The 25,191-nt window shown below is 48.9% G+C and carries 16 protein-coding genes; 4 read left to right on the forward strand and 12 right to left on the reverse strand.

Features of this window, described 5'->3' with window-relative positions; translation table 11 throughout:
- Position 1: 1 nt before the first annotated feature.
- Entirely contained in the window at positions 2 to 3,055 is a 3,054-nt protein-coding gene (locus TW77_RS12205; protein ID WP_046005256.1) for an efflux RND transporter permease subunit, read from the forward strand.
- Between the two features lie 38 nt (positions 3,056 to 3,093).
- On the opposite strand, the gene rluF is transcribed toward TW77_RS12205, so the two are convergent.
- The 11 genes from rluF to TW77_RS12260 all read right to left on the reverse strand — a co-directional run bounded on the left by rluF (position 3,094) and on the right by TW77_RS12260 (position 19,801).
- Complete coding sequence (gene rluF / locus TW77_RS12210) at positions 3,094 to 4,041, reverse strand: 23S rRNA pseudouridine(2604) synthase RluF (protein ID WP_046005257.1); 948 nt, start codon at positions 4,039 to 4,041, stop codon at positions 3,094 to 3,096.
- Positions 4,042 to 4,242: 201 nt separating this feature from the next.
- Positions 4,243 to 5,331 carry an ABC transporter substrate-binding protein gene (locus TW77_RS12215; RefSeq protein WP_156158658.1) on the reverse strand — a complete coding sequence of 363 codons (1,089 nt, stop codon included), beginning with the start codon at positions 5,329 to 5,331 and terminating at the stop codon, positions 4,243 to 4,245.
- Positions 5,332 to 5,352: 21 nt separating this feature from the next.
- Positions 5,353 to 6,453 carry a DUF418 domain-containing protein gene (locus TW77_RS12220; RefSeq protein WP_052713163.1) on the reverse strand — a complete coding sequence of 367 codons (1,101 nt, stop codon included), beginning with the start codon at positions 6,451 to 6,453 and terminating at the stop codon, positions 5,353 to 5,355.
- Positions 6,453 to 7,670 carry an EAL and HDOD domain-containing protein gene (locus TW77_RS12225; protein ID WP_046005259.1) on the reverse strand — a complete coding sequence of 406 codons (1,218 nt, stop codon included), beginning with the start codon at positions 7,668 to 7,670 and terminating at the stop codon, positions 6,453 to 6,455. The genes TW77_RS12220 and TW77_RS12225 overlap by 1 nt, the downstream gene beginning before the upstream one ends.
- A gap of 157 nt (positions 7,671 to 7,827) precedes the next feature.
- The gene (locus TW77_RS12230; protein ID WP_046005260.1) at positions 7,828 to 9,366 is read right to left on the reverse strand and encodes a glycogen synthase; all 1,539 of its coding nucleotides are present in this window, start codon (positions 9,364 to 9,366) and stop codon (positions 7,828 to 7,830) included.
- A gap of 10 nt (positions 9,367 to 9,376) precedes the next feature.
- Entirely contained in the window at positions 9,377 to 10,678 is a 1,302-nt protein-coding gene (gene glgC, locus TW77_RS12235) for a glucose-1-phosphate adenylyltransferase (protein ID WP_046005261.1), read from the reverse strand.
- A gap of 32 nt (positions 10,679 to 10,710) precedes the next feature.
- A complete protein-coding gene (locus tag TW77_RS12240; protein ID WP_046005262.1) occupies positions 10,711 to 13,194 on the reverse strand; it encodes a glycogen/starch/alpha-glucan phosphorylase in 2,484 nt (827 codons plus the stop codon).
- Positions 13,187 to 15,286, reverse strand: coding sequence for a glycogen debranching protein GlgX (gene glgX / locus TW77_RS12245; protein ID WP_052713164.1), 2,100 nt, complete (start codon positions 15,284 to 15,286; stop codon positions 13,187 to 13,189). The genes TW77_RS12240 and glgX overlap by 8 nt, the downstream gene beginning before the upstream one ends.
- On the reverse strand, positions 15,286 to 17,514 hold the full coding sequence (gene glgB, locus TW77_RS12250) for a 1,4-alpha-glucan branching protein GlgB (RefSeq protein WP_046005263.1): 2,229 nt from the start codon (positions 17,512 to 17,514) through the stop codon (positions 15,286 to 15,288). Before glgB ends, glgX begins: the two co-directional genes overlap by 1 nt.
- Positions 17,511 to 19,493: a 4-alpha-glucanotransferase gene (malQ, locus tag TW77_RS12255; protein WP_046005264.1), complete on the reverse strand. Its 1,983-nt coding sequence runs from the start codon at positions 19,491 to 19,493 to the stop codon at positions 17,511 to 17,513. The genes glgB and malQ overlap by 4 nt, the downstream gene beginning before the upstream one ends.
- 5 nt (positions 19,494 to 19,498) lie before the next feature.
- Positions 19,499 to 19,801, reverse strand: coding sequence for an isoamylase early set domain-containing protein (locus tag TW77_RS12260; RefSeq protein WP_046005265.1), 303 nt, complete (start codon positions 19,799 to 19,801; stop codon positions 19,499 to 19,501).
- 465 nt (positions 19,802 to 20,266) lie between these two features.
- On the opposite strand from TW77_RS12260, the gene TW77_RS12265 reads away from it, so the two are divergent.
- Positions 20,267 to 22,183, forward strand: coding sequence for a putative bifunctional diguanylate cyclase/phosphodiesterase (locus TW77_RS12265; RefSeq protein ID WP_046005266.1), 1,917 nt, complete (start codon positions 20,267 to 20,269; stop codon positions 22,181 to 22,183).
- A gap of 15 nt (positions 22,184 to 22,198) precedes the next feature.
- Here the strand turns inward: TW77_RS12265 and TW77_RS12270 are convergent, their stop codons facing one another.
- Positions 22,199 to 22,627: an Lrp/AsnC family transcriptional regulator gene (locus TW77_RS12270; RefSeq protein WP_046005267.1), complete on the reverse strand. Its 429-nt coding sequence runs from the start codon at positions 22,625 to 22,627 to the stop codon at positions 22,199 to 22,201.
- 176 nt (positions 22,628 to 22,803) lie between these two features.
- Here TW77_RS12270 and TW77_RS12275 point away from each other — a divergent pair, with 176 nt between their 5' ends.
- Together TW77_RS12275 and astA are read left to right on the forward strand one after the other, a co-directional pair.
- Entirely contained in the window at positions 22,804 to 24,009 is a 1,206-nt protein-coding gene (locus TW77_RS12275; protein WP_046005268.1) for an aspartate aminotransferase family protein, read from the forward strand.
- A gap of 33 nt (positions 24,010 to 24,042) precedes the next feature.
- The gene (gene astA / locus TW77_RS12280; RefSeq protein ID WP_046005269.1) at positions 24,043 to 25,077 is read left to right on the forward strand and encodes an arginine N-succinyltransferase; all 1,035 of its coding nucleotides are present in this window, start codon (positions 24,043 to 24,045) and stop codon (positions 25,075 to 25,077) included.
- The last annotated feature ends 114 nt before the right edge of the window (positions 25,078 to 25,191 follow it).

The raw sequence follows: 25,191 nt of genomic DNA on the forward strand, positions 1-25,191 counted from the left end.
AATGAGTCTTGCCAAATGGTCGATTGAAAATAAAGTGATCAGTGCGATGTTCGCTCTGCTGCTGTTTTTGGCGGGCACGGTGTCGTACTTTGGACTTGGGCAACTGGAAGACCCTGAATTTACGCTCAAAAAAGCCATGGTGATCACAGTCTATCCGGGCGCTTCTCCGCAACAGGTTGAAGAGGAAGTCACCTATCCCATTGAAAACGCCATCCAGAGTTTGCCGTACGTAGATTATGTGACGTCTATTTCTTCACCCGGTCAGTCGCAGATCACCGTAGAGATGAAAAGCACCTACCGCAAAGAAGATTTAAAGCAGATCTGGGATGAACTCAGACGCAAAATAAACGACCTGAAACCCAATTTGCCACCTGGCGTCTATGCGCCAAAGGTAATGGATGACTTCGCCGACGTATATGGTGTCTTATATGCCGTAACCGGTGATGGCTACTCCTATGAGGAACTCAAAGAATACGTTGATTACCTCAAACGAGAGCTGGTACTGGTCGATGGCGTGAGTAAAGTTACTATCGCTGGTGAGCAGCAGGCCCAGGTCACCGTTGAAATCTCCAGTCAAAAGTTGTCGCAGCTGGGCATATCGCATAACCGCATTTTCTCATTGCTGCAAACCCAGAACAGTGTTTCCAATGCTGGTAAAATCCGTGTCGGTGATGAATCCATCCGAATTCACCCTACGGGCGAGTTTAATCAGGTGTCTGAACTGGAAGACTTGCTGATCTCTAAGCCCGGAGCAAAAGAGCTGATTTACCTTGGCGATGTAGCCACGGTAAAGCGTGAATATGCCGAGATCCCAACACACATTACGCGTTTTAATCGTGATCAGTCTTTATTACTTGGTATCTCATTTAGCTCAGGCGTTAATGTGGTAGAAGTCGGTAAGGCGATAGACAGCCACCTGGCGTCATTGGAGTATCAGCGCCCGCTGGGCATGTCTGTTCACACGGTGTACAACCAGCCTAAGGAAGTCGAAAAGTCTGTTGACGGGTTTATTGTCAGCCTGCTCGAGGCCGTGGCTATCGTGATCATCGTACTGCTGATCTTTATGGGTGTAAAAAGCGGTATTCTTATCGGAGGTATCTTGTTGCTCACCGTGCTCGGTACCTTCATTTTTATGAAAATGTTCGCTATCGACTTGCAGCGAATTTCCCTGGGTGCGCTGATCATTGCACTGGGTATGCTGGTCGACAACGCCATTGTTGTTACTGAAGGGATCCTGATCAACCTCAAGCGCGGACAAAGCAAAGTCAAAGCTGCAGTCAATATTGTGGAACAAACCAAATGGCCCTTGTTAGGCGCGACCGTGATTGGCATTACCGCCTTTGCACCAATTGGCCTGAGTTCGGATGCCAGTGGTGAGTTTGCCGGGTCTTTATTCTGGGTATTGCTGATCTCTTTGCTGCTCAGCTGGGTTACCGCCATTACCCTGACACCCTACTTTGCTAACATGTTGTTCAAAGAAGAGATCCAGCAAGGCAAAGAAACTGACGATCCCTATCAGGGCATTATTTTTACTGCGTACAAGGCCCTGCTCAGCCTGTGCCTGAGATTCCGCTGGGCCACCATCATCGCCATGCTGGCATTGCTGGGATGCGCATTGGTTGGGTTCAAATCAGTGAAGCAATCTTTCTTCCCTGCGTCCAATACACCGATGTTTTATGTCGACTACTGGCATTATCAGGGCGCAGACATTCGCAGCACCGCAGAGAACCTGGAGAAGCTGGAGGCCTTTTTACAAGCAGACAAGCTGGTTGAAGAGATAACCACCACCATAGGGCAAGGTGCACCGCGTTTTATGCTCACATATAGTCCGGAAAAACAGTATGCCTCTTATGGCCAGCTGATCATTCGGGTTAGCGACCGGGATGCGGTGGCCACTATGATTGCGAAAGTACGAGACTTTGCTGCGCACAACGAGCTGGATGGCAAACTCAAAGTGAAGCGCATGGAAATTGGTCCTTCTACCGATGCCAAAATTGAAGCTCGCTTCTCTGGGCCAGATCCGGTCGTACTGCGACAGCTGGCAGATCAGGCCAAAAATATTCTGGCGCAGGACCCGGGCTCATTTAATATTCGTGACAACTGGCGTCAGCGTGCCAAAGTACTGGAGCCGGTTTTTAATGAGCAGAAGGCACGCCGACTTGGGATCAGCAAATCCGACCTCGACCAGTTATTACTGACCAGCGTGTCGGGCAATACGGTAGGTTTGTATCGAGATGGCACCAAAATGCTGCCTATCGTAGCCAAAGCACCGGAAGTTGAACGACGCAGCGTTGAAAACCTGGTTGATCTGCAAATTTTTAGCCCAGTGCTCAATGTGTATGTGCCACTTGGCCAGATCCTCGATGACGTTGAAGTAGTCTGGGAAGACAGCCTGATCATGCGTCGCGACCGAAAACGCACCATTACTGTGATGGCAGATCATGACGTGATCGGCAACGAAACTCCGGCCAAACTGTTTAACCGGGTACGCGCCGATATCGAAGCAATCGAGCTGCCGCAGGGCTATGAAATGCAGTGGGGTGGCGAATTTGAGTCGTCCAGTAAAGCACAAAAAGCCATTTTTGGCTCGTTACCGCTGGGCTACTTGTCGATGTTTATGATCACTGTATTGCTGTTTAACTCGGTCCGTAAGCCACTGGTTATTTGGAGTACAGTACCACTTGCCATCATTGGCGTAACCGCAGGTCTGGTAGTTTTCCAGGCAGCGTTTAGCTTTATGGCACTGCTTGGGTTATTAAGCCTATCGGGCATGTTGATTAAGAATGGAATCGTTCTGATGGATCAAATTAATCTGGAGCTGGATAGTGGCAAAGACCCCTACCAGGCTGTATTTGATTCCGGGGTAAGCCGTGTGCGACCTGTGTCTATGGCGGCCGTGACCACAATTTTGGGCATGATCCCGCTGCTGTTCGATGTGTTCTTTAAATCGATGGCCGTAACGATCATGTTTGGCCTCGGTTTTGCCACCGTGCTGACACTGATAGTGCTGCCGGTAATATATTGTCTGTTCTTTAAAGTAACAGCCCCCAAATAGCAAAAAGGCCGCATTGAGCGGCCTTTTTCTTTATTGAGTTATTTTTTCAAAGACAAGGTCCCTTTTACTCTGCCCTTAGGCTTAGCGCCCGAACGGTTTTGTGGTTTACCCCGTTGCGCAGTTTTATCAGCACCTGGTTTAGTGCCCCGTGCACGCTTGTGCTCATGTTCGCTTCTTTTGCCGGAACGTCTGTCGGTTAAATCCGCTTCTGTTTGTCGCGGCTTTGCCGTCTGGCGCTGCGGGCGTTTGCGCTGATCCACTGAAGCTTCTTCGGTTTTAGATGACCCTTCAATCGACGCATTAATCTCTGCCATCTCAGATTCACTGAGGTGACGCCACTGTCCGGGTCGTAAACCATTGAGGTTAACGTTCATGATCCGCACACGCTTAAGTGTTTGTACTTCATAATCAAAGTACTCACACATACGTCGGATCTGACGATTGAGACCCTGGGTAAGGATAATGGTGAATTGCTTCGCAGCGGTTTTCTTCACAAAGCATTTTTTGGTCACAGTGCCGAGGATTGGCACGCCCGAGCGCATCCCATTAATAAATGCATCAGTAACAGGCTTGTCGACGGTAACTACGTATTCTTTTTCGTGATTATTGCCAGCACGCAGTATCTTGTTAACGATATCGCCTTCATTGGTCAGGAATATCAGCCCTTCTGAGGGCCTGTCGAGCCGCCCAATAGGAAAGATGCGTTCGGGATACTGAATCGCACTGACGATGTTGCTCTTTATTTTTCGCTCGGTCGTACAGGTTACGCCAACCGGCTTGTTATAAGCGATATAAACGCGCTTTGGCTTGGCTTTGAGCGGCTTATTATCAACCAGGATAGTATCATCATCGCTCACTTTGAGACCCATTTCGGCAACTTCTCCGTTGACTGAGACGCGGCCATCGCTGATCAGAGTGTCTGCTTCTCTGCGGCTGCAAAATCCGGTTTCGCTGATGTATTTGTTTAATCGCTTAAGTTCATTCATAAAGGGGCACTTATCTGTTCCTGTGCATATAATCAAATGCCCGATCCCCGGCACTCTGGCTTAAGTGCGGTGTGCTTATCTATCAGGCAAGTTACAGGGGGCGCATGGTAACAAACTTTCTGCGCCAGTAGAAATGTTTCATCGTCGCCTGTGGGGCTTAAGAGCGCCTGATTCTCGCAGCGCCCAGTCTGTGGGGTTAACCTAGGGATTGTCTTTGGCTAAAAATGCTGGTGACACCAGGTATTGCGCCTGTTTGTTTTTTAGCAGGCTGAATTGGCTAAAGTCCACCCCTGTCCAGTCAGTTTTGTCGGCCAGCCAGATGTAGCGATGCACATTTTGCTGGCTGATAACCTCCAGTGGATACGTAATAGACTGGTGAGTCTGCCAGTAGGAATGACCGTGAAACCTGTCATACAAAGACAAAATAGCCAGGCCGCCCATAATAAAATGTCCACCAACAGACGCCTGTAACTCGCCTTGCTCTATGAGCCGGAGCGTGTCACTCAACCAGTCGAAGCCCCCTATCGCAACAAAGGCCTGCTCCTTTGCGGCACGCTGTTTTACCGCACTGAGTGCACCCATGGCCATAAGGTCTGACGCACTCCAGATGATATTAGTATCCGGATATCGTTTCAGCAGTCGCTGGGTTTTCTCCATCGCTTGTGTTTTGGACCAGCTGGCATAAATAGACTGTTGCAGGGCAACCCCCTGACTACCAAAATACGATTGCGCCCCCTGGTTGCGCGCATCAGACTCGCTGCCATAGTGACCATTGATTGCTATCGACTGGGGTTTGGCCCCAGGATTGTTCGCGCGTAATGACTCTGTTAACGCCTGTGCCAGATCGGCACCGGCCCGAAAATTGTCAAAATAAATTTCACCCAGCCAGTTTTTGTATCTCTGTGCGGGTCTGCCAATCTCAGACTGCTCCGGGCCGCTAATGGTTTGCTCTAAGGTCAGATACTGGATCCCGTACTTTTCCAGCAGATCCAGGTGTTGCTCGGCATTGCCCGGATAGAGCATTAACACCACATAATCCGGAGTTGCGCGATATTCCAAATATTTTTGCAGCTCTGCCAGCTGGATGTAGCGACTACCGTCACCATAAATCACATCGAGCTTAACATTGAGCTGTTTACTGGCAGCTTTGGCAATGGACTCAACCTTCTGCCAAAACGGCTCGCCTGACACAGACGGATTAACCAAAAGTACTGAAAAATCGGCCTTTGCCCAGCTCAGAGGGGCAAAACACAACAGACAGGTTAGCAAAACACACTGCAACAACTTCACGATACACAGCCTTTCGTTATGTCACACACGGCTAAGATGCCGCACGCAACGTTTCAATATAAACTCGGCAGGGCCGGTTTTTTTAGCCCTGTTAAGCAGTATAGCTAAGATCACCTGAACCAGGGTCAAAGCCAGAAAAAACACAAAATACTCCGGGCGCGTGAATAAGACACGGGCAGCAGGAAAAACAAAATGAAACACCCCAATACCAATCAAAGACTGAAGTAAATAGAGCGACAAAGAATAGCGCCCAACGATGGCCAGTATTTTGCTAACCCTAGGCAGATTGGCAGTAATAGCCTGCAACAGCATTAGATAACCCAGCGCCATAGGGAGAGCCGCCAACCAGTTAATGGTTTCCAACACCTGACCTGTGGTTGTATCACGATTGAGCCACAGCAGCAGCGACACAGACGCACTCGCACACCACAGTATCCACACCCATTTTGCCGGCAGAGCGCGTTGTCCGCTGAACCAGCCTCGCTCATAGAGCTCCATACCAAATAACATCAACCCTAAGGTATTCCACAAAGTCGCGAGTGGGATAAGCAAGATCATCATGTTAAAGTGGCTGACATTTTGGCTCAGCAGCTCGGCATAATTAACCGGCATCGACGTAATCAAAGTGGCATACTCGGCGCTGGCACGGTCAATATTCGGCTCACGAACAAGCAGGCTAAGTACCACCAGCAAACCCACGGGTAGCAAAGTCAGTAAGGCTGCTGTCAGTAACCTGTGTTTGGCGTTGAGCCACATCAATGCCAATAACCCGGACAAGGCATAATTGAGCAAAATGTCTCCGGGCCACAGTAAATATCCGTGCAGTACGCCAAACACAGCCAAAATACACAGTCGGGATTTTATCATAAAGAGCGCGTCATCGCCCTTTTGCCACTGCTGGTATTGCATTACCAGCGCAGCACCAAACACCAGGCAAAACAAGGTACGAAAACGGCCATCGGCAAACACAGTGGTCACAAGCGATAAGCCAGATTCAAGCCAATCCTGATTAACCGGGGGCACATAACCGTAGGCAAAGTTGGCCATAAAAAACAGATTCGTCAGGGTCAGGCCGAGTAATGCAAAGCCCCTGACGCTGTCTATATACGGGTTTCTTACCATCAATATACGTGTTCACGGTACATATCAGCCCAGGTTACCGCAGAGGCGTGAAACTCGGGCAGATTGTCATCCTCCATGTTCAGCAAGGCACAGGCTTCTTGCAGTGCCCACCAGCTGCCGCTTTCATAAGCCCTGACCACATTCAAAATGTAATACAAGGTATTGGACTTACCCAACAGTGCATCATGGATAATCTCAGGGAAAGGCAGTCGACCAACCAGCAGCTCCATCGGTTTATCGAGGATGGCGTCGAGCAAAGAAAACAGCCCGACCAAAAAGCTCATGCTGGCAACCCCAGGGGCAATTTGCTGCGCAATTAACTCACAAAACCGCGAGCGAACAATACTGAGGCGGGTCAGCTCCGTGGGCTTATTGGTGGCAACATGGGCTGTCATGATCAGATTAACGAACTTTAGTACGCGCTCATTACCCAGATAGACCAGCGCCTGCTTAAGGGATTCGATACGACTCTTAATAGGGAAAACACCGGAATTGATCAGCCGCAGTAGCTTGTAAGCAAGCGCGGTGTCCTGTGCAAACAATTCAGAGATCCGCCCCAGATTCATGTGTGGCTTCAAAACTTCAGCATAAATTAGCATGACAATGGCGTAGTTTATTTCAATGTCCTGCTGCGAGATCATAGTTGGCTTGGCGAAAAAATACCCCTGGAAAAAGGTAAACCCCATTTTTTTCGCTTCGATGAACTCGTCTTCTGTTTCTACTTTTTCGGCCAATAACTTAAGGTTTTTGCGCTTTTTTAGCTGCTCCACCAGTGGCGCGATTGTCTCCAGCGGGCTCTCGACTAAATCAAACTTGATCAGGCGCACCAGCTTAAGAAACGGCTCCCAGTCTTTCGAGTAAGTGAAATCGTCCAGGGCCAGGCGATAATTATTATGGAACAGTGCCCTGACCCGCTCGTAATTGTCTTTTGTCGGGGGAATGGTCTCCAGCAGCTCCAGGATCACATCACTGCTGGGCAAAAACTGGGCAAGCTCCTGGTTAAGCGATTCTTCGCCTATGTTGATCAGGGCTTTTTTACCCGATGTCAGATAACGTGTACCCAGATTAAGCTGGTTATCCATAATCAGTCGCGCCGTTGCGGCATCATCAGCAATGTTGGGGAAGCAATTTTGTTTACCATCTCGAAACAGCAATTCATACGCAACCACCTGTTTCTTCCGATTAAAGATGGCCTGCCTTGCCACAAACACTTTCAAATCACTGCTCCCAGCTATCTACTGCTCAATTAATAGCACTTTTGTTTTATTAGTTTGTCTTAATGGGGAATATTTTAACCACATTTCATTAGAAAAAACATCAAACTAAAACATTAATGTATTAGAATAGTCGATAGCTGAGCGAGCAGGCAAACACCTACCCATACAATTTTTCGATATACTGGCTGGCAATGGTATCCCAACTGAAACGCTGCGCTCCCGCATTGGCCTTAATTTCAAGATATCTTTGGGGCTCATTACGGTGAATATTGAGCGCCTGGCGTAAACTCTCCAGCAGCTGCTGCGCTTGTTCCTCCAGCGTCCTGCCAGCAAACAAAAACCCGGTGCGCTCGTGGTCAATGGTATCTTTAAGTCCACCAACCTGATGGGCCAGACAAGGTTGGCCCGCACGCATTGCCAGCATCTGACTAATACCACAAGGCTCAAACGAGCTGGGCATCAGGAACAAATCACCAAGATCATACAAATGATCGCCCAATGCCTGTCCATACCCTTGTAAATACAAGACATTATCGTTTCTTGCCATAACCTGAGTAAACAGATACTCAAGATGTGGATCACCAGAGCCCAAAATAACCAGCACCCCGCCGTACTCATTAACTAAGGCCGCTACACTATCTAAAATGAGCTGACCATCTTTTGGCTGTCTCAGTAGCAGGGCTTTTTGATCCGTCAAACGCCCGACACTGGTCACCAGTGGACGGCGAAACGTCGATTGCTGACGCCACTGAATGACCCTTTGATGGGCAATATAATGAGCCGGCTTCAGCGCTCCCCCGTTAGACATCCAGACAAATAACGATTGCTCAGCCAAATCACAATATTCGCTTAAGGTAAGCGCTTGTGATTCTTCATGGCCCGGATAGATGCAGCCATTGAGGATCCCTGCCAGCCTGCCTGACCTGGCAGCTGCCTGCATATCGTTTTCGAGCCCTTCACCGCCAAAAAAGCCGCTTTCATGGTCGCTACTGTGCTGTACTTCTTCGCAATAGGTGGGCGATACCAGATGTACTTTATCGACCAGGTTGATTGCTGCGCGCATTGGATTGAAGCAATGTGGGTAGATGTGGTCGCAGATCCGGCTGCCGTCATAGCTCAAAGTAGGAAACCAGGATTCCAGACTGGAGTCATCATGTTTAAACGGGCGGATCCCCTGTAAGGCCAGATTATGTACCGTATAGACGGTTTTAATTTGCTTTAGATTCACAAACCGGGGGCTGAAGGTTTTCAGTACCGCCACCACAGCCGCATGCCAGTCGTGCAAATGCAGTATATCAACCGGCCCTATCATATGATGTTCTAACAGCTCACTCACCGCAGCGCAAAACAGTGCAAACTTATTCGCATCTGTCGCAAACGGCTGGTCGCCATCATTACAATAAATAGCCCCACCGTGGTGCGAGAACAATGAGTGAGAGACCACATATTGTTCAACACCTGAGTCGCTGGCCACCCGCCATAAAGTTGCTGTTTCTAAGTGCTGCTTAAATGGCACCGCAATGTCTGCAACAAATTCGCGGTTCAGCGCGTACTGACCATAATCTGGCACAATCACAGAGCAGCGGACCTGCTGCTCTGCCAGTGCATAAGGAATGTCGCGGATCACATCCGCAACACCACCGACTTTACAACTTGGCAGACGGTCGTTTTCCGCTGCCACCATAACTACATGCATGTTTGTCCCTTTACGCCGTTTCCTGGTTTTGACCCGCCAACAGCTGCTGTTGCTTTTCTAATGCAGCTAGCATATCACGGGTCACCAGCACTATGCCGTTTTTAGAGACTCTGAAACCGTTTCTTTTATCCTTCGCCTGGTCATAGCCTATTTCCATTCCTTCAGGAATATGACAGCTACGATCAATAATCGCATTTCGGATCCGACAATGACGCTCTATCACCACACCAGGCAGCACAACTGCCCCATCAATTTCACAGTACGAATGCACGTGAACATTTGAAAATAAGAGAGATTTACGTACTCTGGAGCCTGAAATAATACACCCACCAGAGACGGTAGAGTCGACCGCCATGCCGCGACGCTCGTCGTCGTCAAAAATGAATTTTGCTGGCGGCAATTGCTCCTGATAGGTCCAGATTGGCCAGCTCGGATCGTACAAATCAAGCTGAGGCTGAGGCGACACCAGCTCCATATTCGCTTCCCAGAATGAATCTATGGTACCAACGTCCCGCCAATAAGGCTGGCCCGGATGGCTGGGATCACGAAACGGAAATGCAAATACATTATGCTCTTCAATAATAGCCGGGATGATATCATGGCCAAAGTCGCGACCAGACCCTTCGCGCTCGGCGTCTTCCTTCAACTGTTCAAATAGAAACTCGGTATTGAAAACATAGTTCCCCATTGACGCCAGGCATACCCCCGGTTTACCTGGGATTTCGCTCGGTGCTGCTGGCTTTTCATCAAAGCGACGCACCCGCTTGTTTTCATCAACGGTCATAACCCCGAAGGTATTTGCCGCATCCTCACAGGGCACTTCAATACAACATACCGTCATATCCGCACCGGTTTCGACATGCTTAGCCAACAGCGCACCGTAGTCCATTCGGTAGACATGGTCACCGGACAAGATCATGACGTACTTAGGTAACTCGTGACGAATGATATCCATGTTCTGGAATACCGCATCTGCGGTACCGCAGTACCACTCATCTCCATAGCGCTGAGAGGCCGGCAAAATTTCGACCGATTCTCCCAGCTCTTTCTTAAAGTGACCCCAGGCGCGATTAACATGGCGGATCAAAGAGTGTGACTTGTACTGTGTTGCTATGCCAACCCGGCGAATACCCGAGTTAATACAATTTGATAACGGAAAGTCTATTATTCTGTGTTTGCCTCCAAAATATACCGCGGGCTTTGCTCTCCAGTCGGTCAGCTCATGCAGCCTGCTACCACGACCACCCGCCAGGATCAGTGCATAGGTTTCTCTGGTCAGGTTACTAATATATCGGTTTGCATAACTGGGCATTCATTATCTCCATTAAAAAGTCTATCTACGATCTACTGCATTGGGGTTAAGCGCCAAATATCGTCACAATATTGTTGAATAGTGCGATCGCTAGAAAAACTGCCACTAGCGGCCGTGTTAAGTATGCTCATACGCAACCACTGGGACTGATCCTGATAGGTTTCTGCGGCACGTTGTTGCGCTTCGAGATAACTGTCGAAGTCGTGTGCAACCAACCAGGGATCGTGAGGGCTACGAATGGCGGCAATGATGTCGTTGAAAATTCCGGGTTCAAATAAATTAAAGTGGCCACTTTCCAGCAGCGCCATGGTATTGCTTAGTGCCTGGCTGGATTGAATAATGGCATTAGGATCATAGTACTGACGTACTTCGTCGGCTTGTTGCGCGGTGGCACCAAACAGGAAAAAGTTATCCGCCCCCACCTGCTCTCTAATCTCAATGTTAGCGCCATCCAGCGTACCTATGGTCAGTGCCCCATTCATCATGAACTTCATGTTACCCGTACCTGAGGCTTCTTTACCTGCTGTCGAGATTTGTTGAGACAGATCGGTTGCGGCGCAGATGGTTTCCATCGCGGTGACATTGTAGTTTGGGAAGAATGCGACTCTCAAAAGCGCTCTGGCCTGGGCATCTTTGTTGACTACGTTCGCCACGTTATTAATCAGCTTGATGACCAGCTTGGCCATGGCATAGCCGGGGGCCGCCTTGCCGCCGAACAAGACGCAGCGTGGTACCATGCCCTGGGTCTCACCACGACGAATACGGTCGTACAATGAAATCACATGCAGGATGTTAAGCAGCTGGCGTTTGTATTCGTGGATGCGCTTGACCTGAACATCAAACATCATGCTGGGGTCGAACTCCACATCACAGCGTGCCTGCACCAGTTTTGCGAGCTTTTCTTTATTACCCTGCTTGACTGCTTGCCACTGGCTCTGAAAAGCTCTGTCATCATAATAACGCCGCAGCGCCTTGATTTCGGCATAATCCGCTTGCCAAGTCTCGCCAATTTTGCTGGTAATTAACTGCGCCAGAGAAGGGTTACAATAAGCTAGCCAGCGTCTGGGGGTAACGCCATTGGTTTTGTTGTTAAATTTGGCAGGCCAGAGCTGGTAAAAATCATGGAACAGCCCCGATTTAAGTAACTCAGTGTGCAGCGCCGCCACACCATTGACCGAAAAGCTCCCTACAATTGCCAGATAAGCCATGCGGATCTGCGGATGGTCGCCTTCTTCTATCAAAGACAGCGCACGTTGCTTTTCCATATCTCCGGGCCACATCAGTGCCACCTCCGACAAAAAGCGCGCATTAATTTCGTAGATGACTTCTAATAATCTCGGCAGCAGACGGGCAAACAAAGACACAGACCATTTTTCTAGTGCCTCAGGCAGCAAAGTATGGTTGGTGTATGCCATAGTAGAGGTCGTAATAGTCCAGGCCTGCTCCCACTCAAGCTCATGCTCGTCCACCAGCAGCCTCATCAGTTCAGCGACTGCTATGCTTGGGTGCGTATCGTTGAGCTGAAAAACATGCAAGTCAGCAAAACCACTAAAGTCCGAGCCATGCTGCTCAACCCACTGATGTAGTATGTCCTGCAAGCTGGCACTGGACAGAAAATACTGCTGTCTGAGTCTTAGCTCTTTACCATTTTCACTGCTGTCATTGGGGTACAAGACCATAGTGATTTGCTCGGCCAGGTTTTTCTTCGCAACGGCTTCGGAATAACTACCGGCGTTGAACTCCTTCAAATTAAACTCGTCCGTCGCCTCTGACTTCCACAATCTGAGTGTATTCACAACGCCATTTCGATACCCTGGAATAGGCACATCATAAGGTACCGCCAGCACATCCTGCGTACTCACCCACATACGATGAGTACGACCCTGTTTGTCCTGATGCGCCTCAACCTGACCAAAAAACTTGATCACTCTGGCTTGCTCTGGTGCCGGCATTTCCCAGGGGTGTCCTTCACGTAACCAGTTATCTGGCTGCTCGACCTGAAAGCCCTGATCCAGCGACTGATTGAACATGCCGTATTCATAGCGGATCCCATAGCCAATAACAGGCAATCCGAGTGTTGCACAGCTATCCAAAAAACAGGCTGCCAGACGACCCAAACCACCATTACCGAGGCCCGCATCATGTTCAGCCTGCTCGACGTATTCAAACTCAGTGCAATACTCTTTGAGCGCTTCTCGGGTTTGCTTTTCCAGATCCAGGCTCAGTACCGCGTTGCCCAAAGCCCTGCCCATTAAGAACTCAAGGGATAAATAGGCCGCCCGTTTACATTGGTTGTCAGCCAGATACTGATTGGTTGCCCTACACCTTGCAACTAGACGATCCCGGACCGTCAACGCCAGTGCCTGGAACAAATAATGTTTAGAATCTCCAACCTTGTCGCGCCCCAGGGTGTAGTAAAAATGCCGCATTAAATCATCAGCCAGCGTGCTTTCATCCAGTTTTGGGGCTTCCTGCCAATGCTTTACAACACACACATTTGACGTTTTCTTAGTCATTCTTAAGATCCTCATTATGAGATTGATATACCCAGGCGCTATGCGCACTCAGAGATTGGGTCTGGTGGCCTTCTTCAATGGTTTCTGTGGGGGGCGCAGAGCTAAGTGTTAGCCTCCAGACAATCCCCGCTATCACAGGTAATTTCACAGCCACATCGTCACTGCCAGCATGTAAAATCACCAGCAAATTTTGCTTTCTTAGCGTGTCGGTCAACATATAGATCAGGGTTTTATTGTGGCTGTCGTGCCAGTCCCCTTCAGTCATTGGGTGTGCGTCTTTGTTAAACCAGCTGATATTGAACCGCTCATCCTGAGTGTGAATATAAAACGGGTGATGAAATATCGCGTACTGGCAGCGTATTTCCTGAAGCCGTGCAATTAAGGCGCACAAGGTACTTGCTTCGTCGCTGCCCCAGCCGCCTTTTGCGCTTCGGTTTTGGCTGCAACGCTCAGAGATACTCTGAGGCCAGGTCAGCCAATTGATCTGATTGTCCTGACAATACGCATTATTATTGCCCTGCTGCGAGTGCGCGATTTCCGTACCCGCGGCTAACATAGGCACCCCTTTAGACATCATTAATGTAATGAGCGCACTTTTTTGAATTTGGTGCCTTAATGCCAGTATGTGTTGATGCTCAGTTTGACCTTCTACACCACAGTTGAATGAAATGTTTTCGCTGTGGCCATCACGATTGTCTTCACCATTGGCAAAGTTGTGTTTTTGCTCATAGCTCACCCAATCAGCAAGCGTAAAGCCATCATGGCTGGTGAGAAAGTTGACCGAGTTGAGCGGCCCGCGTTGATTATGTTCAAATAATTCATGAGAGCCATGAACGCGTTTCGCAAGCTCAGACAAAGTACCGGCGTCGCCACGCCAAAAGCGTCTTACCGTATCCCGGTATTTGTCATTCCACTCCCGCCAGGGAGAAGGGAATCCGCCCAACTGATACCCACCGGGACCCACATCCCAGGGCTCAGCAATTAGCTTAACCTTGCTAAGTACGGGGTCTTGTGCCATTGCCTGTAAGAAGCTGTGCTGCGAATTAAAGCCATGCTCAGTGCGAGCCAGTATGGTTGCCAGGTCAAATCTAAAGCCATCGACGCCCATAAATTCGACCCAGTACCTCAGGCTGTCCATCACCAGTTTCAGGGTATAGGGGTCGTCAATATTGAGGGTGTTGCCACAACCAGTGTCGTTTATGTATTGGGCTTGCTCACCCACCATACGATAATAACCCGTATTATTGAGCCCTTTGAGCGACAAAGTGGGTCCATCGAGGCCCCCTTCCGCAGTGTGGTTGTAGACAACGTCCAGGATCACCTCAATCCCGGCGCGATGAAGCTCGCGAACCATTTGCTGAAACTCGCTAATATTCCCGTCGACCAGAAAGTCTTTGTGCGGTACAAAAAAACTCAAAGAGTTATAACCCCAGTAGTTTTTCAACCCCTTGGTTGTCAGAAACTGCTCTGAAATAAAGGTATGACAAGGCAATAACTCAATGGTTGTCACACCTAAACTGGCCAGGTGTGCTATAAAGTTGCTGTGACTCAGACCCAGAAACTTGCCACGCAGGGGCTTAGGCACAAACTCACATTGTTTCGTGGCTCCTCGGACGTGGCACTCATAGACTAAGGTTTTTGACCAAGGTATGTCCGGCCTGGCACCTTCATATCGGGCAATATCCGTAACGCAAGATTTGGGCATATCGACGGCATTGTCACTTGAGTTGAGTGTACCTACTGGTAAATGGCAAAAATGCCGTTCACTCCAGGTAAATTCACCATGAAAATCCTTGCAATAAGGGTCTAACAGCAACTTATTATGATTGAATAACTGGCCCTTTTCGGGCGCATACCGGCCTGCGGCGCGAAATCCGTACAAAGCACCAGCGCGCAGAGGCGAGACAAACACAGACCACAGTCCACCCTCATGGCGATACATAGTGATTTTGGCTATTTCACTATGGCCACTTTGATCGAACAGGCACAGCTGCACTTCCTTTGCCCCTGGGGCATAGACAGCAAAGTTAACTCCCTGATCATGCAGTGAGCTGCCCAGTGGTGAAGGTTGACCCCGGTGTGATGTTAACATCAGGCGTCTGCACTCATATATTGCAAATAGATGGTACTCAATGGCCCGATGGTGATTTCAATGCTGTGCTCGAAACCATGGCTGGCGATGGCCTTGCTCTGGACCATTTGCTGTTGGTGTGCAACCGGCGTTGTACCACTGCCATACAAATTGCTGTCGTCGGAGTTAAACACCACGCGATAAATACCACCACGGGGTACCCCAATACGATAGCTGTGCAGAACCTCTGGGGTAAAATGGCTAACGACCACCAGCAAGTCATTGCTGGATTTGCCGAAGCGGGCAAAACTCAACACCGACTGCTCGCCGTTGTGACAATCAATCCACTGAAAACCACATGGTGAGTTATCGAGCTCATACAAAGCCGGTGTATCACGGTAGAGGTGATTGAGCGTCTTGATTGTCTGATAAACCCCCATATGTGGCGGCGACTCAAGCAAAGACCAGTCCAACCCCCGGTTATGATCCCACTCAGAACGTGGCGCAAGCTCACTGCCCATAAACAGCAGCTTCTTGCCCGGATGTGCGTACATAAAACCATAGTAAGCGCGCAGGTTGGCAAACTGTTGCCAGTCGTCACCTGGCATTTTACTCAGCAGCGCGCCCTTGCCATGCACGACTTCATCGTGGCTCAGGGGCAAAATATAATTTTCTGAGTAAGCATAGGCCATAGAAAAGGTCATCTCATGATGATGATACTTTCTGTGAATGGGATCTCTTTGCATGTAACTCAGGCTGTCATTCATCCAGCCCATGTTCCACTTATAGCCAAATCCTAATCCATTATGATCCACCGCCTGAGTCACTCCTGGCCAGGCTGTAGACTCTTCTGCGACCATCATAATGTGCGGATGGCGACCATAGCTGCGGGTATTAACTGCTCTGATACAGTCTATCGCGCCAAGGTTTTCTCTGCCGCCAAACTGGTTGGGGATCCATTCACCATCATTGCGCGAGTAATCTAGATACAGCATAGAGGCAACCGCATCGACTCTTAAGCCATCCAGTTTAAACACGTCAAGCCAGTAGTTGGCATTGGAGAGCAGGTAACTTTTTACTTCCGGGCGCTCGTAGTTATAAATATATGTGTTCCAGTCGGGGTGATAGCCCTGGCGACTGTCCGCGTGCTCATACAGGTGCGTACCGTCAAAGCGATGCAAGCCATGGGGATCTGACGGAAAGTGACCCGGTACCCAGTCAATCAAAATGCCCAAGTCTAACTCTGCACACTGAGCTACGAAATAGCGAAAGTCCTCCAAAGAGCCAAAACGGCTGGTCGGCGCAAAAAGCCCCACAGGCTGATATCCCCACGAACCATCAAAGGGATACTCGCTGATCGGCATCAGCTGCACATGAGAAAAACCCAGCGCCTTAACATAAGGTAATAAATCATCTGCCAGCTCACGATAAGTCAGATAGCGGTTATCCTCATCATCCCGGCGCTTCCACGAGCCCAAATGCACTTCATAAATGGCAATGGGCGCATCAATCGCATTGCGCTGACGACGCCGTGTCTGCTCGGCATCACTCAGCGGCATGCTCTGTTGAGCCGGCTGGATCACACTGGCGGTACCGGGGGCTTGCTGCATCTTAACCGCATAAGGGTCGGCACGCTCAGTCACCTCACCATCCACACCGACGATGGCGTACTTGTAGCCTTGCTCAGCCTTGAGATGCGGCACAAACAAATCCCACACACCGCTGGCGGGATGAAAACGCATAAAGTGCTGGCACGGCTGCCAATGATTAAACTCGCCAATCACAGAGACACTGCGCGCATTCGGTGCCCAGACGCAAAACTGCGTGCCTTCGCAATCCTGGTGAGTCAGCGGACGAGCCCCAAAATGCAAGTAACCATGCTCAAGCGATCCTTCATTGAACAAGTACATCGCAGACTCGTCCAGCGCACTACTAAAGTCATAGACATCGCGTGTAGTAATGACAGTATCGGGAAATTCAATCGTCAAATGGTACCCTGAGGACACCTTAGTGCTGAACGCCAGCTCAAACAAAGCTGAATCACCAATTCGCTGCATGGCGCTGGTTTGGTGGTCAACATTGACTGATACTGTCAGTGCGCCGGGCATGTATACACGAATAACAGAGCCTTCTGCGCTGTTATGCAGACCAAGAAAAGAGAAGGGATCACGAAAACACCCGCTATCCAGGGCCGAAATTTGTGCTGCGTAGTCATGGGTAATAATGGGCGATTTACTTGCTGAATTCATGCCTGCTCTCTGATCCTTTTTATCTCTTTCATTAAATGACTGTTTTGTTCTAAAGTCTGCTCAGCCGGGATTGCCAGTCGACGGCGCCAGTTGGGGTACTCACGATCTGTACCGGGAATATTCACTGGTAACTGCTGTTGCTCCAGATCATCCAACTGGATTGCCAGCAATTTACTCGGACTTGCCGCAAGCTTTTTAACTATGGCAGCGTAAATATTGTTTGCATCACTGAGCTGATGTGCATCATGCGCACCACCTAGCCCCAGCCAGATAAGCAACCTGGCCTTATCATCTTCGCGCGCTTTGATCATCTCTTTTGCTTCATGTTCACTGCACAGTTGGTAATCTTGTTTGAGACTAATGTCAGTATGGCACCACCAAGCGCTAAACGGTGCCACATCATGGTTAGCAACCATTAGTAAGGTATCTGCACGATACTGCTCGACTGGTTTAAACTGACCCAGGTGATCTTTGGCAAAATACATTAAAATGTTGCCGTAGAGATTGGCATCACTCATAGCAGCAGAGACTTCCGGCGGCACTATGCCAAGATCTTCACCTATCACCATGGCCCGGTTCAGATGAGATTCGATCTTTAAAATCGCCAGTAAATGTTCAAAGGGATAATAGATGTAGCACCCGTCCTGCTTACCCTGCGATTCAAAACACCACCATAAACGTCGTATTGCCATCACATGATCAATACGCAGCGCACCAAATGATGCCATGTTGCTGCGCACCAGTGAGCGAAAATACGCGTAGTTGTGCTGTTTGATTTTAATTGGATTCAGCGCTGGCAACCCCCAATTCTGACCGGCTTCAGCCCAGGGGTCTGGCGGGGCGCCGACGTTTGCGCCTTTGGCAAATAAGGCTTCATTATGCGTAAACTCATCGCCTTCTTGTGCGCAGCCAACGGCCAGATCGTTGATAAGTCCTATGGCCATCCCCTCTTGCCGGGCATGTAACTGACAAGCTCCGAGCTGACGATGTGCAAGCCACTGCATAAACCACTCACGCTCAGTGAGTTCACTGTGGCTCAGAGTTTGCTCCTTGTCGTGCTTGAACTCGCTCAGAGCTTGGCGCACAGCCGGCACAGCTTCGCATTTATCAAACAATTGCGTTAATACGGCATATTTCGTTTTCGCAACCGCACTGTAATCAATGTAGTTTTGAACACACTCGTTTTGTGCAGAGCCAAGTATTTCATCTATGCTCAGTTGAAAGTCTTCTCGTAATGTGTCGATTGCCCAATCTAATGCAATATATAAAGGATTAATCAGGCAACGATGTGACGGGCTGTATGGACTTGCGCGCTCCGGCTCTGATTCAAACAGTAAGTGCAAAGGATTAAGCAAAATGAAGTCGCAATGCATGATTGCTGCGCTGGAGATCACCTGATGTAGATCGCGAAAGTCTCCCACACCTGCGTTGCGCTCGCTGCGTAATGTATAAAGCTGGAGTGATAAGCCTGTGCGCTTAACATCGTCTTGCTCTATGGCATAACAACGTTTTGGTACTGACCATAGTTCAGTCGTTTTAGTGCCAAACACCCCTTCGATTTGGGCGTTAAAATACCCAGCTGGTAGCGCTCCTACGCTGACTTTCAGGTCCAGATAAATCTGTCCATTGTAATGATAATCACCACACACCTCGGCCTGAGAAAGCGCAATGCAGGTGCTCAAAGCGAGTTCTGGTATTTGAATTACCACCGACGAATGACGAGCGGTTTGCGGTACTTTTAAAGAAAAACACCCGGTTTCGGCCTCGGCAAGTACGACCTCATCGACAACCTCAAGCCAGGGTTCAACATCCAGCAAAAAGTTTAGCTCGGCAATATGGGATTCATCGTCAGTATTAACGCCACAGCAGCGCAATGCGTCGACCCGAGTTGCATGGTCAAAGTAGACGTGCTCACCATTATATTTGGTGTAATCAAAGCCTATGCCATGCAAGTAGAACAGCTGTTCCAGTCCCTGCATTGTTATCAGGCCTGCTTGTGAGTATCAACGACGCTGTTTTGTGTACCAAAGCCATTTGGCACATAGCCATCGGCCTGGTCGTCGTTATCCCAGTGCTCTCCATCGATTAAGTATCTAAAGTGGTATTCGTGACCCGTGGGTAAGCGGTGCTTGAGCTTAAATCGTTTGTCTTTCTTATTGAATTTCATCGTTAGAGGCTGCCAATCGTTGAACTCTGCCACCAGCTCGACTGTTATCGCTTCAGGATGAATGATTTCAAACGTGACTTCCGCTTCGTTTTTTGTTTTGAAAAAACGCTTAGTTAACATTGTGGGCTCCAAAAAACCGCTAGGTTGTTTATCCTTGCCACAGTGCCGTGCCCGTTACAGCTAGACTTACGGATGCTGTGAAACTACAAAGCATAATTGCTCATTGTCTACGTACAGTGTGTACGCTTCATTACAGTGCAATGACAGTCCAGCCTTGCACTAATGTGGTGATTTTCACTTAGAAAGCTGGCACAACTGCCTGTATATTAGTATACGGGCAATAAACGCGCCAAAACTTGTTAAAAAGTTAGGTGAGAACTATTCTCGTGTAAAGTGAATTTAATTGATACTTGATCTCAAACACAGCAAAGCGGTATTAATTAATTACAATATTCAGAGGCACTGAGCTGCGATTGATGGCACCCCGAATTAGGTGTAAAACATGTCATACTTAGGGCTTATTTATAGTATACTTACTGCTCCTGGCAGGGACGATTTTCTTTAGGTAGGTGGATACGCTCAATCATGCAAAGTGTTTTTAAAAATATAGCAACCTGTATTGTCTGTTTTGTCGTGATTTGCATAGTCGTTAGCTTGCTGTTTACAAAACAGGTGGTTGATCTGCAAACTGGTCGCACCACCATACCGCTACATACACAGCCCATCAGCGCCCAATCGGAATATATTCCCTGGTACGCTTTCTTGCTGGCGGATCAACGTTTTTTGCAGGTTAACGAAGACACTCATGTGCTGCTGCGACGCAGCCAAACTGAAGCCACCTCCGCCTCTGTTAAACATGTCATGACTCGCGTGTTTTCTTCGCCAGTCTTGCTGTTACTGGTTATGGTGATGCTAATACTGACACTCACCAGGCTGCGTGAGTTAAGGCTACAACATACCCGCTCAAAAGCACTGACCGACATTGACAGGGACCTCAAAGATATTATTAGTGGCCTGGAAATTGATTATAAAGCATTGCCGATTGGCGGCACTGTTGCCCAGATCAGCCATGCTGTGCACGCCATCGCAAGCAATATTCAACGCATTAAGATCAACACCGACAGCCATGTCTTTCAGGATAAACTCACGAAACTGATAGACCGTCATGCCTATATTGAGCACATCAGCAATGAGCTTGCAATGGCAGAACAACAGCAAAGCAAATGCGGCTTGCTGTTTATTGACCTTGATGGTTTTAAGCAAGTAAATGACTCGTTCGGACATAGTTTTGGCGATGAGATATTGATCCAGGTTGCAGAGCGTTTATGTCAGGTAGTGCGACAGTATCAATTGCAGGCGCTGCATGCCGTACATGGGCTTGATCAAAACCTCTCGCGACTTGGCGGAGATGAGTTTTCTATTTTTATTCCCGACCTTAAAGATACCGGGTTTTGTACCGAAGTCGCTCAGACCATACTTGGTGAGATTGAACGTGACTTTGTGCTCGGCAATAAACTGGTTAAGATCAGTGCCAGTATCGGTATTGCTGTCTATCCCGACAGCGCCGCCACACCCAATGCACTGCTGCAAATGTCAGACGTTGCTATGTACCGTGCTAAAACAGATGGTCGTGGGATCTTTCGCGTTTACTCCCCCGAAATGGGCAATAAAATCAGACGCTACCATTACCTATTAGAAGAGCTACGCCTGGCCATTGCCTCGCAAAACTTCCACTTATCATTTCAGCCCATAGTGCACGTTGAAGATTGCTCTATTGACTACTTTGAAGCACTGGCACGCTGGCATCACCCAATTGAGGGCCTGATCCCCCCGTCTGAGTTTATTCCCATTGCGGAAGAGTCGAACCTGATCCTGGACCTTGGGGACTGGATCTTGCTGGAGTCCTGTCGACAAATGTCCGCCTGGCACAATGCAGGTATGAAGCGCGTGCGCATCTCGGTGAATGTATCCGGGATCCAGCTCAAGCACCGTGCAATTTTTGACTGGGTGATGGCGGCATTAGAAAAAACCGGCTTACCCCCGACTTCACTGATGCTGGAGATCACGGAATCAACGCTTATCACCGCCAGTAATGAAATCATTGCACAGCTTGAGCGTTGTCGCTCAGCGGGGGTCACCATCGCCATTGACGATTTTGGCACCGGGTTTAGCTCGCTCAGCACCCTCGCCGATTTGCCCATCGATGTGATTAAAATCGACAAGCTGTTTATTTCACAGGCTAAAGACAACCCCAAATACTATAAGATCCTTAACTCCATCAGTGAGCTGGGCACACAACTCGACCTCAAAATTGTTGCCGAAGGGGTTGAGCAGGTCGATCAGTTTGAATTAGTTAAACAGATGGGGATACGGTGTGTTCAGGGATATCTGGTGAGTCGTCCGGAAACCTCCAGCCGGGTTGGCAACAAAGTACTTAAAAGCAATATGAACCATATCGCGTCCACCGGCACCAGCGTATGGCTACCTGAGTCGTCCAACTAAGCAACCCCGCTCTGTTCAGCGTTTGAACTTAGTTTCTAAAATTACCGAGGATGTGGTCCGCTCAACCCCTTCCAGGTTGCCAATATCATCGAGCAGCTGACTGAGCTGCTCAAGGCTTTGCGCCTCTACTTCTGCGATCATGTCATATTCACCACTAATCGCATACAAAGCTGAAATGTTGTTGATCTGCTTCAGTGCATTATTGGTTTGTGCGGTCAGCTTCTGCCGAACCTTGATGGAAACATGCGCTGCAACCTGAGATTCCTGATACTGCCGGCCCAACTCAACACTATACCCCTGGATCACCCCGTTTTGTTCGAGTTTTTGCAACCGACTTTGGACCGTAGTTCTGGACATATCCAGGGTTCTGGCCAATTCAGAGATGCTGGCGCGGGCATTTTTCCTCAGCTCAGAAAGTAAACGTTCGTCTTGTGAATGGATCATTGTGAAAACTTAAATCGTCATTTTGACTGTTATTTTAATCATTTTATTTATTTTTGCACTGCAAATTGACAACGCAACGCGTAATAATGACAAAAAGCGGGGAAAGCGACACCGTCTATTGCAATCAATAGCCGGATCTGTCCCTAAGTTGTAAAGATTTTTAAGAGGAAGTCGTCATGCAAGTGAATCGCGAGTTGTTTAATGAGGTAATGGTACCAAACTACAATCCGTCAGAAGTGATCCCGGTTAAAGGCAAGGGCTCACGTGTTTGGGACCAAAAAGGCGACGAGTACATCGACTTCGCTGGCGGTATTGCCGTAAACTGTCTGGGTCATTGTCACCCAGCCCTGGTTAACGCGCTGAAAGAGCAAGGTGAGAAAATCTGGCACCTGTCTAACGTAATGACCAACGAGCCGGCCCTTCGCCTGGCAAAAAAACTCACAGATGCGACCTTTGGCGAACAAGTTTACTTTGCAAACTCAGGCGCAGAAGCAAACGAAGCAGCACTCAAGCTGGCACGTCGCTGGGCCATTGATAACTATTCAGAAGAAAAGACCCAGATCATTGCCTTCAACAAAGGCTTCCACGGTCGAACCTTTTTCACTGTGACTGTAGGTGGTCAGGCAGCTTACTCAGATGGGTTCGGTCCTAAGCCTCAGGACGTAACGCACGTTGATTACAACGACCTGGAAACCTTTGCCAAGCTTATCTCCGACAAGACTTGTGCAGTGATGATGGAACCCCTTCAGGGCGAAGGCGGTATCATTCCTCCAACAAACGAATTTATTCAGGGCGTGCGAGAGCTGTGTGACAAGCACAACGCATTACTGATCTTTGACGAAGTGCAAACAGGTGTTGGTCGTACTGGTGACCTTTATGCTTACCAGGGTCTAAACGTGACTCCGGATATCCTGACGACCGCAAAAGCGCTGGGTGGTGGTTTCCCAATTGGTGCAATGCTGACAACCAAAGAGATTGCTAAGCATCTTAAAATTGGTACTCATGGCTCTACTTACGGCGGTAACCCGCTAGCGTGTGCTGTCGCCGAAGCTGCGTTTGATACTGTTAACGACGCGCAACTGCTGGCTGATGTAAAGCGCAAAGAGCAATTGTTCCGCGACGGACTGGCTGCCATTAACGAAAAGTACAACGTATTTAGTGAAGTACGTGGTAAAGGGTTACTGCTGGGCGCCGTGTTAAACGACCAATTTAACGGTCGCGCTCGTGACTTCCTGGTAGCTAGTGGTAAACATGGCCTGATGGCCCTGGTTGCAGGTACCAATGTTGTCCGCTTCACCCCTTCTCTGGTTATTCCTGACGAAGATATCCAGGCCGGTCTGGCTCGCTTTGAGCTGGCTGTAGCAGACGTAGTTAACGGTTAATCGTGAGGGGCGCGCAAGCGCCCTGTTAAAACTATGCAAGTACTCAGACCCATTTCAGAAAAAGACTTTGCGGCGCTCAAAACCATCGCCATCGAATCGGGCCATGGGTTTACCTCATTGCCGGTAGATGATGACTTGCTGAGCAGTAAAATTGCGCGCTCAGAGCAAAGCTTTGCAAAAACCGTTGCGCAGCCAAAAGATGAAGGCTACTTATTTGTACTGGAAGACAGCGACAGCGGCGAAATTTTAGGCACCACCGCGATTGAAGCAGCGGTTGGTATGCAGACCCCTTTATATCACTATCATCTGGGCAAAACAGTACACCATTCTCGCACTCTGAATGTATACAATACGGTCGACATTCTGAGCATGTGTAATGACTACACCGGCGCATCCGAGATCTGTACGTTATTTCTCAGAGAGCCCTTCCGTAAGGGACTGGCAGGCCGCTTCCTGTCGCGTTCGCGCTTTAACTTTATGGCGCTGCACGCAGATCGCTTTAGTGACACAGTTATCGCGGAGATGCGCGGCGTGAGTGACGAAGACGGACACTCCCCTTTCTGGCAGTGGTTGCAGGAACATTTCTTCAGTATTGAGTTTCCTCAGGCAGATCACCTAGTTGGCCTGGGCGATAAGGTATTTATCAGTGAGCTGATGCCTAAATACCCAATTTACGCCAACTTACTGAGCAAAAAAGCACAAGCCGTGATAGGCCAGGTGCATGAAAAAACCAAGCCTGCGCTGCGTCTGCTGGAAAAAGAAGGCTTTGAACACCGTGGTTATGTGGACTTGTTTGATGCAGGCCCGACTGTTGAGTCGAGACTGCAGAATATCAAAACGGTCCGTGAAACCAAGCGTGGCGCTGTGCGCATCGTCAAGCCCGAAGAATTAAACCTGACCGAAGCGCAAACCTGGTCCGTCTCTAACTGTGGTTTAGCGAATTTCAGAGCCACCTTTGACACTCAGGTTAACTGGTGTGGTAAAACCGCCGCTTTCAAAGTGACGGCAGACATCGCCTCGGCACTACAAGTATCAGAAGGCGATGAGATAAGCGGGTTTATCCTGTAACAAACATATTAACTCTGGTGCTTTGAGCAACAATGCTTAAGCGCCTGGTAAAAATCGAATTAAAAGTTTGCGTCGTGCTTAGTCGTAACATTTAACGCGGCTGGGCCGCCATTT

Origin of the sequence: Pseudoalteromonas rubra (assembly GCF_000967655.1) — a bacterium.
In the GTDB taxonomy this organism is placed as follows: Bacteria; Pseudomonadota; Gammaproteobacteria; order Enterobacterales; family Alteromonadaceae; genus Pseudoalteromonas; species Pseudoalteromonas rubra_A.